Consider the following 15346-nt stretch of genomic DNA (forward strand, 5'->3'; position numbering starts at 1 on the left):
CAATATAGGGAGTTGAATATGAGTATGGAAACTACGATCACTAGTTTGGTCGCGGCTGCAAATAAATTAACCAGTGCGATAAATGGGAAAGTGGCTGAGATAGATGCTTCTGTGTTGGCTGCGGTTCGTGCAATTCCTGAAATGTCTAGGTCGTTTTATGTTGATGCGGTAGGTGGTAGCGACCTGGCGTTGGGTACAATGGAGGCACCGCTTAAAACAATTAAAGAAGCAATGGGGCGATCAAATACTACCCCTTACGTGACAATTTACCTGAAGGCTGCTCAGACACATGAGTACGCAGCGCCAACTGAACAAACTCCTTATTGGTCAATCGCGAATAAGCTGGTTTTTATGAAGTACGGTACAGGGAGTAATCCGGTTTTTTCACCCAAGGTTGGTGAATATATGGCCGGTAGTTCAAATATTCATTTTTTGTCGCTTGAGGGAGGCAGCGTTTACTTTCGAGTTGTTGATGTTGTTATGCCTACTGCATTGAAGCCAGGAACCTCTGAATGGTATTCCTTCGGTTCATCTCTGTTTCATCGTGCGCATGGCTCTGCCGCTTCAGTGCAGGGGTCAGTTACCTTTTCAGGGAATAAGGTGACTCTGGGAGCGATCAATATTTTTCAGTCAGGGTATTCTGCGAACTATAGGGTGGAATTTACGCACTCTGTTGTAGATGCTGAGGTCTCGACGAAGTTCGCGGATTTGGTCGGCGCTACAATGGTTTTGTCTGTGTTTGCTTCGGCAGTTACTCAAAATAAAACTTGGGCGCACCTTGTTGGCGGTGTGGTTAAAGATGCCGGAGGGAGTTTGTCCAATTTGCTGAGTAATGTCGGTAACGTCGTGGCTGTTGGAGTTTGATGATGATTAAAGAATTCAAAAATAAAGATCAGACTTTCTACAATGTGACTGTAGAACAGTTGCTTGAGATGGGGTTTTCTAAAGCCGAAGTCGACACTGCTTTGCAGATCGAACAGGCCGCTGATGTGGCTTTCAATCGTCGCCTGGCCTACCGAGCAGATGCGGACCCGCTCTATATGGAGTGGCAGTACGATCAAACCGAGGCCAAGGAGAAAGCATGGCGGGCTAAAGTCGCCGAAATCAAGGTTCGTTACCCACTGCCGGGTGAGTAAACCGGCAGCAATCATAAACACCGCGAAAGCGGTTTTTTTTCGCATCCAAGAAAGCCCCATCGCTGGGGCTTTCGCGTTTCTGGAGTCCCCCATGGCCAACCGCCAAACCTACACCGTCCTCATCCCATTCCCCACCGGAGGTGGCCACTGGTCCACCGTCGGCCAGGAACTGGAGCTGCTGGACGTCGAAGCAACCGCCCTGCGCACTGCCGGCCGCCTGGAGCTGACCAGCGTGCTGGCTGCCGCCCAAGACACCCCACCGGCCAAGAAGGCCGTCACCAAGAAGGCTGAATAATCATGGCTGAGGTTTTGAACTTCGAGCATAACGGCATCACCGTCAATGCCAGCGAATCCCCCGAGGCCATGGGTGGCCTGGGTGACAACGTGATCGGCCTGGTGGGCACCGCGCCCAATGCGCACCTGTCGATCCCGAAAAACGCCCCGTTCCGTATCAATAGCTTCACCGCCCAGGCGCTGCTGGACCCCACCGGCGCCGAGTCGGGCACGCTGTTTCATGCGGTGTACCAGATCCTCAAAGTGGTCAAGGTGCCGGTGTATGTGGTGATCGTCGAAGAGGGCGCGACCCCGGCCGATACCCTCAACAACGTGATCGGCGGCAATGAGCCGGTGACCGGTCGCAAGCTGGGTCTCGCGGCGCTTGGCAGCGTCCCCGAAGACCTGACCATCATTGGCGCCCCGGGCTTTACCGGGACCAAGGCGGTGGCCGGTGAGTTTGCCGCGTTCGGCAAGCGCATCAAGGCCCGTGTAGTGCTGGACGGCAAAGACGCCAGCGTCGCCGACCAAGTGACCTACAGCGGCGAGCTGGGTGGCGCCGACCTGGGTTTCGACCGCTGCCTGCTGGTGCACAACATGCCGTCGGTGTACTCCAAGGCCGCGAAGAAAAACGTGTTCCTTGCGCCGTCGTCCCTGGCCATCGCCGCATTGGCCAAGGTCAAGCAATGGGAAAGCCCGGGCAACCAGGTGACCTTTGCCGAAGACGTGTCCCGCGTGGTCGAGTACAACATCCTCGACACCTCCACCGAAGGCGACCTGCTCAACCGCTACGGCGTGAGCTACTACGCGCGCACCATCCTCGGCGGTTTCTCGCTGCTGGGTAACCGCTCTGTCACCGGCAAATTCATCAGCTATATCGGCCTGGAAGATGCCATCAGCCGCAAGCTGGTCAAGGCCGGGCAGAAAGCCATGGCGCACAACCTGACCAAGTCGTTCATGGACCAGGAGGTCAAGCGCATCAACGACTGGCTGCAAACCCTGGTGGCCGACGAAACCATCCCGGGCGGCAGTGTGTACCTGCACCCGGAACTCAACAGTGTCGAGAAGTACAAGAACGGCACCTGGTTCATCGTGATCGACTATGGCCGCTACGCGCCGAACGAACACATGGTTTATCAACTCAATGCCCGCGATGAAATCATCGAGCAGTTCCTGGAGGACGTTCTCTAATGTTTACCAACCGAGTCAGACAGGCCATTGCGGCCACCCTCCAGGGCCTGCCGCTGTCGGCGACCGTCGAGGAGTTCACCCCGCCGAAGATCGAGTTCGACATGGAAGCTATGTCCGGCGGGCGCTTTATCGCCGAGGAAATGGCCAAGAGCGCCAAGGTGCTCAGCGCCAAGCTGGTGCTGCAAGGCGCAGGTCCCGAAATCATGCTGGCCCTGGGTGTGCGCCTGGGCGAAGACATCCTGCTCAACGTGCGCGAAGCGGGCCAGGACCAGGACGGCAAGACCTACTTCACCTACCACACCGTCGGCGGCAAGCTCAAATCCCTGGAGGAAGCCAAGCTGAAGATGGGCGACAAGGCCATCACCACCCTGGAACTGTCCTGCCGCACCTACCATCGCCTGGACAACGGCGTGCCGGTGATCGACATCGACGTGCGTACCCAGAAGTTCGTGCTCAACGGCGTCGACATCCTCGGCGATGCCCGGCGTGCGGTGCTGATGCCGTAAGCCTTTCCACGGATCGGAAATAGGCACGGTCAGTGTGGGAGCTGGCTTGCCTGCGATAGCGGTCTAGCAGTGACAAATGAGGCTGCTGACACTGCGCGATCGCAGGCAAGCCAGCTCCCACATTGACCGTGTTCACATGTTCAACATTGTTCATCAAGGAATTTCGCCCATGGCCTGGAAGCCACCCCTGCATCTCCTGCTGGCGCCCATCACCGCCGACAGCGGTGCGACGATCGAGCAGATCCAACTCAAGCCTTTGTTTTATGCCTCACAAAAACAGGCCCTGGCCCGTGCCGGCGACGACGAGGACGACCAGTTCTTCGAGCTGGCCAAACTGGCCACCGGCCTTTCGGAAAAGGAACTCGACCAACTCAAGCGCCCGGACTACGTGAGCATTGCCCAACACGTACACGACATGTCGACGCGCCCGACCTCGTTCTTCCTGGGCGACTCCACTGAGCCCAGCGAGCAGGTGCAACTGCTGCTGCCGCTGGAAGTGGCCGGCCGTGTGTTGACCAGCGTCACCCTGGAAATGCCCGCCCTGCGCGCCACCAAAGTGATGAAAAAACTCGCCACCAACAAAGAGCGCGCCGAGTTCATCACCTCGCACTGCACCGGCCTGATGATCCCCGACCTGGATGGCCTGACCGTGCCCGACTGGACGGAATTGCAGGAGCGTATCGACGATTTTTTAAACAAACCGGCGGACTTCTTTCGCAGCGCGACATCGAAGTAATCCTCGACGTTGTACCGCTGGTTTATTCGGTAAACGAAGCGGAAATTCTCGAATGGAATGCCGCAAAAGCATTGCGCCGCTACGACATCGCGATCACTCGCCTTGGCGTCAAATAGGAGGAGAGCGAGATGCAAGACGCTCGATATACGCTCAAGCTCGCGGACGAAGACAAACGCTGGATGAGCTTTCCCGGGCTCGCCGAAAGCGGTGCCTCGCAGTTGTCGGGCCTGCTAGACGCGCAAGATGAACGCCTGGTTGGCCCATCCAGTGTGGATGTGGCGACAGCGCCACCGTCCGAACTGGGCCTGGCACTGGCCAACGCCAGCCTGCACATCCGCGCGTTGACCGAGGAACAGGTGCGGTTGCGCGAGAGTCTGGAAACCCTCAACAGCACCCTGTTTATCGCCGGTGGCTCCCCGCTCGGTAGCGTCGCTGCAAGCCCCGCGCCTGTGGCTCAAGAGGCCGCCAAAGACAAGGAACCGGCAGCGGATCCCTGGTACATCAAGGGGGCCAAGTGGTTGGGGGAGGGCTATCTTGATACGGCCAGGGGCCGGTTAACTGGCAAGGCTGTCGATGTGACGCTTGGCAAATTGCCCGGCGTGGGCAAACTGTTCCGCGACGATAGCAAGGACTGCTGCTGCCCAGGGGCCACCGAAACCTTGCAGGGGCGTGCGCGTTTTCTGCCGAAAAAAACGCTGCGCCAGAGACCCACGAAGCGGTCGTCGTCGAAAAAAACCACCCGCAGCGGTAGCCGCCTTGTCGGATCCATGGCAACGCTGCAGGGTGTTTTGGGGCGGGCCGGCCAGGCGTTTGACGGGCCCAAAATGGGTTTTCAGGGCGCGCCGCTTCAAGCTGATCGGCCCGCTCCGCGCCTGGGCGAACGTTCATCCGAGGCGCTTGTTTCACCCGTTCGTGGGCCAGTGTTGCTCAGCACTCCAGCGCCCGCTTTGCCCAAGGCTATCCCCTCCAGCCTGGTTTCAACGATGAGTAAGCTGGAGTCCGTAGGTACTCGATCCCTTGCGCCGCTGCGCTACGCCGACACCGCCATCAACCTCGTCCAGGGTGTGCGCAACGGCGACCTGCAAGCGGTCGGCAGCAGCCTCGGCACTGCCGGCGGTGCGTGGGCCGGCGCCACTGCCGGCGCGGCCCTCGGCACCCTGGTTTTGCCAGGCGTTGGCACTGCCGTCGGTGGCGTTATCGGCGGCCTGTTGGGTGGCGAGGCGGGCACCTGGTTGGGTGAAAAACTCTTCCCTTCCAGCAATCGCCTGCCAGCGCCCGAGGCCCTGAGCAAAGACCTCAACAGTGCCCGCTCGGACAACGTCCAGGTCACCCTGGCCCCGAGCATCCAGATCACCGGCGTCAACCCCGCAGACGCCCAGCAGGTGGTCGACCGGGTCCTGCAAACCCTGCAAAACCAATGCGTGCCGATGCTCACCGACTCTTTGGCGGTTCGGCGCAACGCGGCACTGACCGACGGAGGTGATTAATGCGACAGCAGATGGTACTGGGCGCCTTTATTTTCGGGCTGTCCCGAGGGTTCGCCTATTCCACGCTCCAGCGCAGCAGTGATGGTGGCTGGGGCGACCTGGAGATTATGGCCAGCAAGCCCCAGTCGCGGCAGAACGGCCAGAAGCTGGAAAAACTGACCTTCGCCGGTACCGCCACGGCGGCCGTTGGCATGCAGCGCCTGGACCAATTGCGCGCCCTGCAGGATGCCCGGGCGCCGCTACCGCTGGTCGATGGTATCGGCCGCAACTGGGGCCTGTGGCGCATTACGGCAGTCACGGAAAACCAGGCCAATGTGATCGATGACGGCACCGCCATGGTGATCAAGTGGTCGCTGGTGCTGGAGGAATTCGTCAATGCGTAGAGTACGAAGTATTGCCGGCGATTCGGTCAACCTGCTGCTCTACCGCGAGCTGGGGCGTTGCGATGATGCGGCCGAAGAAACCCTGTGGCGCTTGAACCCCGGGCTTGCCGAACATGGCCCGGTGTTGCCGGCGGGCGTAGGGGTGATCGTGCCCGAGATGGACGCGCAACCGGGTGTTGCAACGCCGGTTTCGGCCTGGGATTAAGGAGGCAGCATGGTAATGGGATTTACCCCGGTCGTGGAGATCTATGGCGCCAACGCGGCCCTGATCAACCCACGGCTGATGCAGTGGAAACACACCGATGCGGCGGGGATCGAGTCTGACCGCCTGGAACTGACCATCAATATCGAGGGCCTGGAAGGCCTGCCGAGCCTGGGCGCGAAGATCGGTTTGCGTGTGGGTTATCGCGAGTCGGGGCTGGTGGAAAAAGGCGAGTTTGTGATTACCCAGCGCACGCCATACCTGTTCCCCATGCGCCTGGCGCTTGTGGCCACGGCGGCACCGTTCAGCGTGGCCGACCAGAGCGGCTACCGCCAGCGCCGCTCCGCCAGCCATGGCCCTACGACCCTTGGCGCGCTGTTTCGTCAACTGGCCACGCGGCATGGGTTTTCCCCCCGGGTGGCGCCGGCACTGGATGGGATTGCGATTGAGCATATCGACCAGTCCAACGAGACCGACATGGGCTTTATCACCCGCCTGGCCGGGCGCTACAACGCGGTGACCAAGCCGGTCAACGAGCTGTATGTGCTGGCGCAAAGCGGCCAGGTCAAATCGCTCTCGGGCCAGCAACTGCCGGATGTGCGGTTGTCGGTGACCCATGACAACCGCCCCGGCGAGCAGGCCTTTATCAGCGCCCGGGTTGATGACAGCGCACGGGCCAAATACCAGGGCTGCCGAGTCAGTTGGTGGGATGCCGCGGCCTCTCGCCAGCGGGTGGTCGAGGTGGGGATTGCGCCGTTCAAGACCTTGCGCCAGCGCTGCCAGAGTGAAACCGAAGCGCGCTCGGTGGCCGAGGGCGAGTTGCGCCGGGTGGGGCGGGAAGGGCTGAGCATCGCCATCGACTGCCCTGGTAACCCGTTGCTGTCTGCCGAAGGCCTGTTGTTGCTGGATGAAACCTGGCCGGGCTATATGCAGGGGCGCTGGTCGATTGACAAGGTGACCCACGCAGGCGACACGACGACCGGGTATCGCAGCTCGATCATAGCCAGTGGATTGGCGTCTTAGACGGTTGGAGATCAAGGATGATGACACTTACGCAACTGCAACAGATCCTGCCCAACGCCCGCGCCCAAGCGGGCGTTTTTATTTCGGCGCTGAACGCCGCCATGCTCCACCGCAACATCACCACCCCCAAACGCATGGCGGCCTTTATCGCCCAGGTCGGTCACGAGTCTGGTGAACTGCGTTACGTGCGTGAACTGGGCGGTGAGCGCTACCTGGGCAAATACGACACCGGCACCCTGGCCGCACGCCTGGGCAACACCCCCGCAGCCGACGGTGACGGCCAGAAGTATCGTGGCCGTGGCCTGATCCAGATTACCGGGCGGCGCAATTACCTGGCCTGTAGCCGGGCGCTGTTTGGCGATGAGCGCCTGCTGCATTTCCCCGAACTGCTGGAGCAGCCGCAATGGGCGGCTGAATCCGCCGCCTGGTTCTGGCACAGCAATGGCTTGAATGAGTTGGCGGACCAGGACCAATTCACCACCATCACCCGCCGTATCAATGGTGGCCTCAACGGGCTGGAGCACCGCCAACAGTTGTGGGAAAAGGCGAGGGCGGTGTTGTGCCGTTGAGCGGGCGCCTGTTGGCGGTTGCCCTGCTGATGGCTATCTCGGCGGCAGCCAGCTGGCAGGTCCAGGCCTGGCGTCATGGCCTGGCCTTTGAACGCCAGGCCGCACGGCATTCAGCACTGCTCAACCGGCAAAGCCAGGAAGCACTGGGCCAATACCGGGCCGAACAGGACAGGCGCCGGGCGTTGGAGCAACAGCTTCACGCCAGCGATCAACAACATACACGGGAGTTGAGCGATGCACAGCGTTACCAGGTTTCTCTGCGCGACCGGCTGGCCACTGCTGATGTGCGCTTGTCAGTCCTTCTCGACACCGCCGACCCCGCCAATGGCCACGCAATGCCATCCGCCGCCACCGGCAGCGTGGTTCATGGAGCCCCGCGAGGCCGACTTGACCCGGCGCATGCTCAACGAATTATCGGCATCACCGATGCCGGCGATCATGGATTGATCGCGTTGCGGGCCTGCCAGGCCTATGTTCGGGCCATCACCCGGTAATCTGTTGAAGCCCTCTGTCACTTGCGTGGTCGATGGGCTCCTGTAGGGTAGGCAAACCCCCGCACTTTCCTGGAGACGATCGTGAAGGAAATTACCCAGCTCGCCGCCGAACTTGGCCGACGCTTGCAGGCGCTCAATGCCCACGTCACTACCGCCGAATCCTGCACCGGTGGCGGCATCGCCGAAGCCATTACACGGATTCCCGGGAGTTCGGCCTGGTTCGAGGCCGGGTATGTGACCTATTCCAATCGGCAGAAGACCCGCCAGCTCAATGTGCCGCAAGACTTGTTCCCCAAAGTCGGCGCGGTGAGCCGTGAAGTGGTCGAGGCCATGGCCCGGGGCGCCCAGGAACAAAGCCTGGCGCGGTTTGCCGTGGCGGTCAGCGGCGTGGCAGGCCCCGATGGCGGCTCGCCAGACAAACCGGTGGGCACCGTATGGCTGGCCTGGGGCGTGGGTGATGACATTACGGCCGAGCGCCAGCATTTCCCCGGCAACCGCGACGAGGTCCGCCGACAAACGGTAAAGGCCGCGCTAGAGGGGCTATTACGACGAGCTGCAGCAGAAATAGAAAATCAGGGGTAGGCGATCCCCGATCTTTATGGAACAATACTGTCTACTTATACAGGTGTTGGCCGTCAGGCCTTATTGATTACGTGAGGACTTTAATGGACGACAACAAGAAGAAAGCCTTGGCTGCGGCCCTGGGTCAGATCGAACGTCAATTCGGCAAGGGTGCCGTAATGCGTATGGGCGATCACGACCGTCAGGCGATCCCGGCTATTTCCACGGGCTCTCTGGGTCTGGACATCGCGCTCGGCATTGGCGGCCTGCCAAAAGGCCGTATCGTTGAAATCTACGGTCCGGAGTCTTCTGGTAAAACCACCCTGACCCTGTCGGTGATTGCCCAGGCACAAAAAATGGGCGCCACCTGTGCGTTCGTCGATGCCGAGCACGCCCTGGATCCTGAATATGCTGGCAAGCTGGGCGTCAATGTCGACGACCTGCTGGTTTCGCAGCCGGACACCGGCGAGCAGGCGCTGGAAATCACCGACATGCTGGTGCGCTCCAACGCCATCGACGTGATCGTGGTCGACTCCGTGGCAGCCCTGGTGCCCAAGGCTGAGATCGAAGGCGAAATGGGCGACATGCACGTCGGCCTGCAAGCCCGCCTGATGTCCCAGGCCCTGCGTAAAATCACCGGTAACATCAAGAACGCCAACTGCCTGGTGATCTTCATCAACCAGATCCGCATGAAGATCGGCGTGATGTTCGGCAGCCCGGAAACCACCACCGGTGGTAACGCGCTGAAATTCTACGCTTCGGTCCGTCTGGACATCCGTCGTACTGGCGCGGTGAAGGAAGGTGACGAGGTTGTCGGTAGCGAAACCCGCGTCAAGGTTGTGAAGAACAAAGTGGCCCCGCCATTCCGTCAAGCCGAGTTCCAGATTCTCTACGGCAAGGGTATCTACCTGAACGGCGAGATGATCGACCTGGGCGTGCTGCACGGTTTTGTCGAGAAGTCCGGTGCCTGGTATGCCTACAACGGCAGCAAGATCGGTCAGGGCAAGGCCAATTCGGCCAAGTTCCTGCAGGACAACCCGGATATCGCGGCGACCCTTGAGAAGCAGATCCGCGACAAGCTGCTGACCCCGGCGCCAGACGTCAAGGCTGCGGCCAACCGTGAACCTGTTGATGACCTGGCAGAAGCCGACGCCGATATCTGAGTCCAACGATGACAGTTGTACTCGATACTCTGGTTGCCGTACGGCGTACGGCAATGGACCTGCTCGCACGACGCGAGCATGGTCGTGTCGAGCTGACGCGTAAACTGCGTCAGCGTGGCGCCCCTCCCGAAATGATCGAAACAGCCCTCGACCGCCTGATGGAAGAGGGGCTACTTTGCGAAGCCCGTTATCTCGAAAGTTTTGTTTCCTATCGAGCGCGCTCGGGCTATGGCCCTGCACGGATTCGTGAGGAGCTGAGCCAGCGAGGCTTGCAACGTGCCGATATTGATCTGGCGTTGCGTGAGTGTGGTATCAGTTGGCAAACGCAACTGGAAGACACCTGGCGCCGCAAGTTTGCCGGCCATCTGCCGATTGATGCCCGTGAGCGTGCCAAGCAAGGGCGCTTTTTGAGCTATCGCGGGTTTTCAATGGAGATGATCAGCCGCTTGTTGAGCGGTCGAGAATTGGATGACTGATTCTTAGGCCAATGACGATCAAAAGTGGGGGCTGTCGAGCCCCAGCGAGGCTGCGATGGCGGCGGGTCTGGCAATACAGTATTCGCTGTGAGGCTACGATCGTGGCCCCGCTGGGCTCGACAACTCCCACAAAAAACAGCCCAAAAACAAAAGGCCCGCTATGAAAATAGCGGGCCTTTTTTGCGTTTTACGGCATCACGCCAGTTCCGGCGCCACCCGTTGCTGTGCTTTACCCTGGGCTTGGGCCCAGTTCTCCGGCAGGTTGATGTAGTCCACCAGCTCCCGCAGCCGCCCCTGGTTGCGCCCGGTGAAGTTGAACACCAGTCGCGTCAGGTGGCTGAAGCGTGCTTCATCGTGCTCTTCACCCCCATAGGCCAGTTGCTGGAAGTCCTCACTCAGGCGCAGGTCAGCGAACGCCGTCTGCATATGTGCCAAGGCATGCTCGCTGAGCGGGTGGTTCATGCGTACCACAAACTGACGCTTCAGCCAGCGGGTGGAGTGGAAGTTGGCATAGAACTGGTTGATTTCATGCACCGCCTCTTCGGCACTGTGTACCAGGCGCACGAGCTTGAGGTCGGTGGGCAAGATGTAGCGGTTGGCCTCCAGCTGGTTGCGGATAAAGTCCAGGGCCCCTTGCCAGAAACCACCGCCGGGCTCGTCCAGCAGCACCACTGGCACCAGCGGGCTCTTGCCGGTCTGGATCAGGGTCAAGACTTCCAGTGCTTCATCCAGGGTGCCGAAGCCGCCTGGGCACAGCACCAGCCCATCGGCTTCCTTGACGAAAAACAGTTTGCGGGTAAAGAAGAAGTGGAACGACAGCAGGTTGTCCGTGCCATCAATGGTCGGGTTGGCATGCTGTTCAAAAGGCAGGGTGATATTGAACCCCAGGCTGTGCGCCAGGCCGGCGCCTTCGTGGGCGGCGGCCATGATACCGCCACCGCCGCCGGTGATGACCATCAGGTCTGAGCGGGCCAGGGCCGCGCCCACTTCCCGGGCCAAGGCATACAGCGGGCTTTCGACTGGGGTGCGGGCCGAGCCGAAGACGGTGACCTTGCGCCGGCCCTTGAACTGTTCGAGCACGCGAAACGCATGGTCCAGCTCATTTATCGCCTTCAAGGTGATCTTGGCGTTCCAGCGGTCGCGGTCGTCCTGGGCCATGCGCAGCACGGTGAGGATCATGTCGCGATACAGCGCAATATTCGGGCTGCTGGGGGCAATCAGGTTGAGTTGCGCTTCGACCTGCTGTGTGAGGTCGGGACGGACCGGCAGGTCGTTCGGTTGATCAGGCATTCAGCTTCTCCTTCGTTACAGAGCCCCGGCGTCTTATTGCAGGCTGCTGACGGCGACGAAACAGGCTCTGTCTGTTCCTTGTGATTAAAAACCTTTGCACTGCAAGTCACGCGAGGGCAACCTTTTTTGCCCTGTAAATGTTACCGGATCGCTCGATCATGAGCCCCTAAAGTCTTGTCTGGCAATAACTTAATAGGCGTTGATGAAGGTTTTGCAGAAGGGGGCTGTCGCGCCGTTGACGAACGGCGCGTGGAGAGGGGCCTTACTTTTTCTTCTTGGCCGGGGCCGGGCAATCAGCCTCGACAAACTTGACCGACGCCACTGGGCGGTTGGTCTTGTTTTCGGTGATTTCGTAGCGCATCACGGCACCCTTGGCCATCAATTCGCGATAGCCTTTGTTCAGGCAAACGCTTTGTCCCAGCTGGAAATACACGGCCTTGGGGTTGGCGCGCATTTGCTCGGCACGGTCGGGCATCACGCTCAGGTGGTCAATCAGTTGCATGCCTTCGACGGTGTAGGCCACTTCCAGGGTTTTTTCATCAATCTCCCTGGGCAGGTCCTTGTTGCTTTCCGCCGCGACGCTTTGCAGCTTCTTGTTCATTTGCAGCTCCACCAGGGAGGCTGCCTGGGCACCCAGGGGCAATACCAGCGCCAGGGCGATGGTCGGGGCGGCAAGACGCAACATAAGACGCAGCATGAAACTCTCCTGATTCGGTTACTGGTCCATAGACCTGTCACTGCGCTGTGCGTTCAGTGGCGCGGGATTATAGGTGACCTGTAGTCGCGACGGCCAGGCGTATTGGCTGGGCGGCTCTGGTAAACTGCCGGCACTTTTGCCTGCCCCCGAGTTTTGTCCGTGTCGATTTTCATCGCTTCACAGCGGCACCCGCTATGAGCCACGCGGTGTTCCGCCTGCGTACCCAGCGCCTGGCCCGTGCCGTCAGCCCCTTTGTTGCGCGGGGCTCGCGTGCCGAACGTTGCCCCAGGTGCCGGGTCATCCCCGAATACTGCCTATGTGCCTGGCGCCCAAAAGTTGCGGCCAGGTCGGCCATGTGCCTGTTGATGCATGACGTGGAGCCGATGAAACCGAGCAATACCGGTTGGCTGATAGCCGATGTCATCGACGACACCAGTGCCTTCCCCTGGGCGCGCACGGCCGTCGAGCCTGAGCTGCTGGCGCTGCTGGCCGACCCGCAATGGCAGCCCTATATCGTCTTCACTGGCGAGTTTGTGGCGCCGCAGCGGGTGGTCAACGAGGTCAAGGTGGCGGATGGCAAGCGCCCGTTGTTTATCCTGCTGGACGGCACCTGGAGCGAGGCACGCAAGATGTTCCGCAAGAGTCCTTACCTGGAACACCTGCCGGTACTGAGCCTGGAACCGGAGCAGCTCTCGCGCTACAAATTGCGCCGCTCCAAGCGCGATGATCACTTCTGCACCGCCGAAGTGGCCGCCTTGTGCCTGGAGCTGGCCGAGGACCAGCAGGCCAGCGAAGTGCTGGATGCCTACCTGGATGTGTTCAGTACCCATTACCTGGCGGCCAAGTTCCAGTTGGCGCTGGACCCGACGGACAGCGTCCATATGCGCCTTGCACCTTATCTGTAGGCGTTCGAGGCCAGATGCCCTTTGCATGATGGCACTGCAACGCCTGAGCCGGCTAAAATGCCATCAAGCGTAACTGTTCGTGACAGCCACTGGCTGGCACCTTGTACGTTGGTGAGCACCGAACCCATCGGCGCTCCCATAAAAAACAGGATCATTTAACCAATGGCCACATACGAAATCCTGATTGCCGATGACCACCCGCTTTTCCGCAGCGCACTGCACCAGGCGGTCACACTGGGCCTGGGCCCGGATGTACGCCTGGTGGAAGTGGGCAGCATCGCTGAACTGGAAACCCGCCTGACGGACAAGACCGATTGGGACCTGGTGCTGCTGGACCTGAATATGCCCGGCGCCTATGGGTTTTCCGGCCTGGTGCTGTTGCGCGGGCAATATCCGCAGATCCCGGTGGTGATGGTGTCGGCCCAGGAAGAAGCAGACGTGGTGGTGCGCTCCCGCGAGTTCGGGGCCAGTGGCTTTATCCCCAAGTCCAGCTCCATGGAGCAGATTCAAGCGGCGGTGCGGACGGTGCTGGACGGTGATGTCTCATGGCCGCCCCAGGCATTTGAAGAGATCAACGTGTCCGCCGAAGCCAAGGCTGCCCAGGCAGGGCTTGCCAGCCTGACGCCCCAGCAGTTTCGCGTGTTGACCATGGTCTGCGAAGGCTTGCTGAACAAGCAGATCGCCTATGAGTTGAGTGTGTCCGAGGCGACCATCAAGGCCCACGTTACCGCGATTTTCCGTAAGCTGGGCGTGCGCACCCGTACCCAGGCGGCGCTGCTCTTGCAACAACTTGAGTCAATTTCCCACCCATAGGTCGGCTCGATTCACGCTTTTTTGACTTGGCGTGTTCTAGCTTCCTCCCATCTTTTTTGCTCAGTTGCCTACCTATGTCGCCGTTCAAGGGTCAAACCGGTATCAAACGTATCTTCAACGCAGGGGGCTATTCCCTCGATGGCCTGCGGGCGGCTTTCACCGGCGAGGCGGCTTTTCGCCAGTTGGTGTTGCTCAACGCGATCCTGATTCCGTTGAGCTTCGTCCTCAACGTCAGCCGCGTAGAGCGCGCACTGCTGATTGCCGTCTGCCTGCTGGCGTTGATTGTCGAGTTGCTCAACTCGGCCGTGGAAGCGGCGATCGACCGGATTTCCCTGGACCGCCACCCCTTGTCGAAAAACGCCAAGGACATGGGCAGCGCCGCGCAATTCGTGGCATTGACCATGATTACCGCGGTGTGGGCCGTGATCCTGATCTAGGCGATATTCGGCAACACGATCTCGTCGCTGTGCTGCACCCCGGCGGTAAAGGCGCGGCACAGTTCGAGGAACTCGCGCATGGCCGAGGTCTGGTACTTCTGTTTATGCCAGATAAAGTAGAACTGCCGGGCCAGGTCCAGGTCCGGGGTCTCTACCGGCACCAGGCTGCCGCGTCGGAACGCATCCCGCAGCGCCAGGCGCGAAATACAACCAATCCCCAACCCCGACTCCACTGCGCGCTTGATGGCCTCGGTGTGCTCCAGCTCCAGGCGGATGTTCAACGCACTGCGATGATGGCGCATGGCCTGGTCAAAGGTCAGACGCGTTCCCGAGCCCTGTTCCCGCAAGATCCAGGCTTCATGGGTCAACTGCTCCATGGTCGCCTGGCCGCGCTGGGCCAGGGGGTGCTGCGGCGCGCAGAACACCACCAATTCGTCCTCAACCCAGGTTTGTACTTCGATATCTGGGTGGCTGCAGTCACCTTCGATTAGACCCAGATCAATTTCGTAATGCGCAACCTGATGCACGATATGCGCAGTGTTCTGTACATGCAGCTTCACCTGGCTCTCGGGATGCTGCTGCATGAAACTGCCGATCAGCAGCGTGGCCAGGTAATTGCCGATGGTCAGGGTCGCGCCGACTGCCAGGGAACCGAAGCCGGACTTGCCGTTGAGCAGGTCTTCGATTTCCTTGGCCTGGTCCAGCAGCGCCACCGCCTGGGGCAGCAACTGATGACCGAGGGCGTTGAGGCTCAGGCGTTTACCGGCGCGGTCGAACAATTGGCAGCTGGATTGGCGCTCCAGCTCGGTGATCGAGGTGCTGGCGGCGGATTGAGATAAGGCCAGAAGGCCAGCAGCGCGTGACACACTTTCCTGCTGGGCGACGGCGACGAAGACTTGCAGTTGACGGAGAGTAAATCGCATATCGATATAACCGATAACCCTTATCTTAATAATCCAGTTAACAGATATTGTCGCCGCCATTAGAATACTGTGCAATTGCGC

General features: G+C 60.1%; 21 protein-coding genes. 18 read left to right on the forward strand and 3 right to left on the reverse strand.

What is annotated here, in order from left to right:
* The first annotated feature begins 18 nt into the window (after positions 1–18).
* From AO268_RS02215 to recX, 15 genes are all read left to right on the forward strand, one after another.
* Positions 19–864: a hypothetical protein gene (locus AO268_RS02215; RefSeq protein WP_099167788.1), complete on the forward strand. Its 846-nt coding sequence runs from the start codon at positions 19–21 to the stop codon at positions 862–864.
* 2 nt (positions 865–866) lie between these two features.
* Positions 867–1136, forward strand: coding sequence for a hypothetical protein (locus AO268_RS02220; protein WP_232243737.1), 270 nt, complete (start codon positions 867–869; stop codon positions 1134–1136).
* Positions 1137–1227: 91 nt separating this feature from the next.
* Positions 1228–1431, forward strand: coding sequence for a hypothetical protein (locus AO268_RS02225; RefSeq protein WP_099167790.1), 204 nt, complete (start codon positions 1228–1230; stop codon positions 1429–1431).
* A 2-nt stretch (positions 1432–1433) separates the two neighbouring features.
* Positions 1434–2600 carry a phage tail protein gene (locus tag AO268_RS02230; RefSeq protein WP_099167791.1) on the forward strand — a complete coding sequence of 389 codons (1167 nt, stop codon included), beginning with the start codon at positions 1434–1436 and terminating at the stop codon, positions 2598–2600.
* The gene (locus tag AO268_RS02235) at positions 2600–3106 is read left to right on the forward strand and encodes a phage major tail tube protein (protein ID WP_076961807.1); all 507 of its coding nucleotides are present in this window, start codon (positions 2600–2602) and stop codon (positions 3104–3106) included. Before AO268_RS02230 ends, AO268_RS02235 begins: the two co-directional genes overlap by 1 nt.
* 169 nt (positions 3107–3275) lie before the next feature.
* On the forward strand, positions 3276–3842 hold the full coding sequence (locus AO268_RS02240) for a phage tail assembly protein (protein ID WP_099167792.1): 567 nt from the start codon (positions 3276–3278) through the stop codon (positions 3840–3842).
* 128 nt (positions 3843–3970) lie between these two features.
* Complete coding sequence (locus AO268_RS02245) at positions 3971–5329, forward strand: tail tape measure protein (protein ID WP_099167793.1); 1359 nt, start codon at positions 3971–3973, stop codon at positions 5327–5329.
* Positions 5329–5712, forward strand: coding sequence for a phage tail protein (locus AO268_RS02250; RefSeq protein WP_076961809.1), 384 nt, complete (start codon positions 5329–5331; stop codon positions 5710–5712). The genes AO268_RS02245 and AO268_RS02250 overlap by 1 nt, the downstream gene beginning before the upstream one ends.
* On the forward strand, positions 5705–5917 hold the full coding sequence (locus tag AO268_RS02255) for a tail protein X (protein WP_076961810.1): 213 nt from the start codon (positions 5705–5707) through the stop codon (positions 5915–5917). The genes AO268_RS02250 and AO268_RS02255 overlap by 8 nt, the downstream gene beginning before the upstream one ends.
* A 9-nt stretch (positions 5918–5926) precedes the next feature.
* Positions 5927–6937 carry a contractile injection system protein, VgrG/Pvc8 family gene (locus tag AO268_RS02260; protein WP_076961811.1) on the forward strand — a complete coding sequence of 337 codons (1011 nt, stop codon included), beginning with the start codon at positions 5927–5929 and terminating at the stop codon, positions 6935–6937.
* A gap of 20 nt (positions 6938–6957) precedes the next feature.
* A complete protein-coding gene (locus AO268_RS02265) occupies positions 6958–7506 on the forward strand; it encodes a glycoside hydrolase family 19 protein (RefSeq protein WP_099167850.1) in 549 nt (182 codons plus the stop codon).
* A 29-nt stretch (positions 7507–7535) separates the two neighbouring features.
* Positions 7536–8000 carry a lysis system i-spanin subunit Rz gene (locus tag AO268_RS02270; RefSeq protein WP_099167849.1) on the forward strand — a complete coding sequence of 155 codons (465 nt, stop codon included), beginning with the start codon at positions 7536–7538 and terminating at the stop codon, positions 7998–8000.
* 81 nt (positions 8001–8081) lie between these two features.
* The gene (locus tag AO268_RS02275) at positions 8082–8582 is read left to right on the forward strand and encodes a CinA family protein (RefSeq protein ID WP_099167794.1); all 501 of its coding nucleotides are present in this window, start codon (positions 8082–8084) and stop codon (positions 8580–8582) included.
* Between the two features lie 83 nt (positions 8583–8665).
* The gene (gene recA, locus AO268_RS02280; protein WP_076961814.1) at positions 8666–9724 is read left to right on the forward strand and encodes a recombinase RecA; all 1059 of its coding nucleotides are present in this window, start codon (positions 8666–8668) and stop codon (positions 9722–9724) included.
* A gap of 8 nt (positions 9725–9732) precedes the next feature.
* Positions 9733–10200 carry a recombination regulator RecX gene (recX, locus tag AO268_RS02285; RefSeq protein WP_099167795.1) on the forward strand — a complete coding sequence of 156 codons (468 nt, stop codon included), beginning with the start codon at positions 9733–9735 and terminating at the stop codon, positions 10198–10200.
* Positions 10201–10395: 195 nt separating this feature from the next.
* Here recX and AO268_RS02290 read toward each other — a convergent pair whose 3' ends face one another.
* Positions 10396–11490: a TIGR00730 family Rossman fold protein gene (locus tag AO268_RS02290; RefSeq protein ID WP_099167796.1), complete on the reverse strand. Its 1095-nt coding sequence runs from the start codon at positions 11488–11490 to the stop codon at positions 10396–10398.
* Between the two features lie 262 nt (positions 11491–11752).
* Positions 11753–12187 carry a PA3611 family quorum-sensing-regulated virulence factor gene (locus AO268_RS02295; RefSeq protein WP_076961817.1) on the reverse strand — a complete coding sequence of 145 codons (435 nt, stop codon included), beginning with the start codon at positions 12185–12187 and terminating at the stop codon, positions 11753–11755.
* Positions 12188–12381: 194 nt separating this feature from the next.
* Here AO268_RS02295 and AO268_RS02300 point away from each other — a divergent pair, with 194 nt between their 5' ends.
* From AO268_RS02300 to AO268_RS02310, 3 genes are all read left to right on the forward strand, one after another.
* On the forward strand, positions 12382–13092 hold the full coding sequence (locus AO268_RS02300) for a tRNA-uridine aminocarboxypropyltransferase (protein WP_099167797.1): 711 nt from the start codon (positions 12382–12384) through the stop codon (positions 13090–13092).
* 162 nt (positions 13093–13254) lie between these two features.
* The gene (gene erdR, locus AO268_RS02305; protein WP_076961819.1) at positions 13255–13905 is read left to right on the forward strand and encodes a response regulator transcription factor ErdR; all 651 of its coding nucleotides are present in this window, start codon (positions 13255–13257) and stop codon (positions 13903–13905) included.
* A gap of 74 nt (positions 13906–13979) precedes the next feature.
* Positions 13980–14342 carry a diacylglycerol kinase gene (locus AO268_RS02310; protein ID WP_099167798.1) on the forward strand — a complete coding sequence of 121 codons (363 nt, stop codon included), beginning with the start codon at positions 13980–13982 and terminating at the stop codon, positions 14340–14342.
* Here the strand turns inward: AO268_RS02310 and AO268_RS02315 are convergent.
* Positions 14339–15265: a LysR family transcriptional regulator gene (locus AO268_RS02315; RefSeq protein WP_176561329.1), complete on the reverse strand. Its 927-nt coding sequence runs from the start codon at positions 15263–15265 to the stop codon at positions 14339–14341. The genes AO268_RS02310 and AO268_RS02315 overlap by 4 nt on opposite strands.
* Positions 15266–15346 lie beyond the last annotated feature (81 nt).

Origin of the sequence: Pseudomonas sp. ICMP 8385 (assembly GCF_002699915.1) — a bacterium.
Lineage (GTDB): Bacteria > Pseudomonadota > Gammaproteobacteria > Pseudomonadales > Pseudomonadaceae > Aquipseudomonas > Aquipseudomonas gessardii.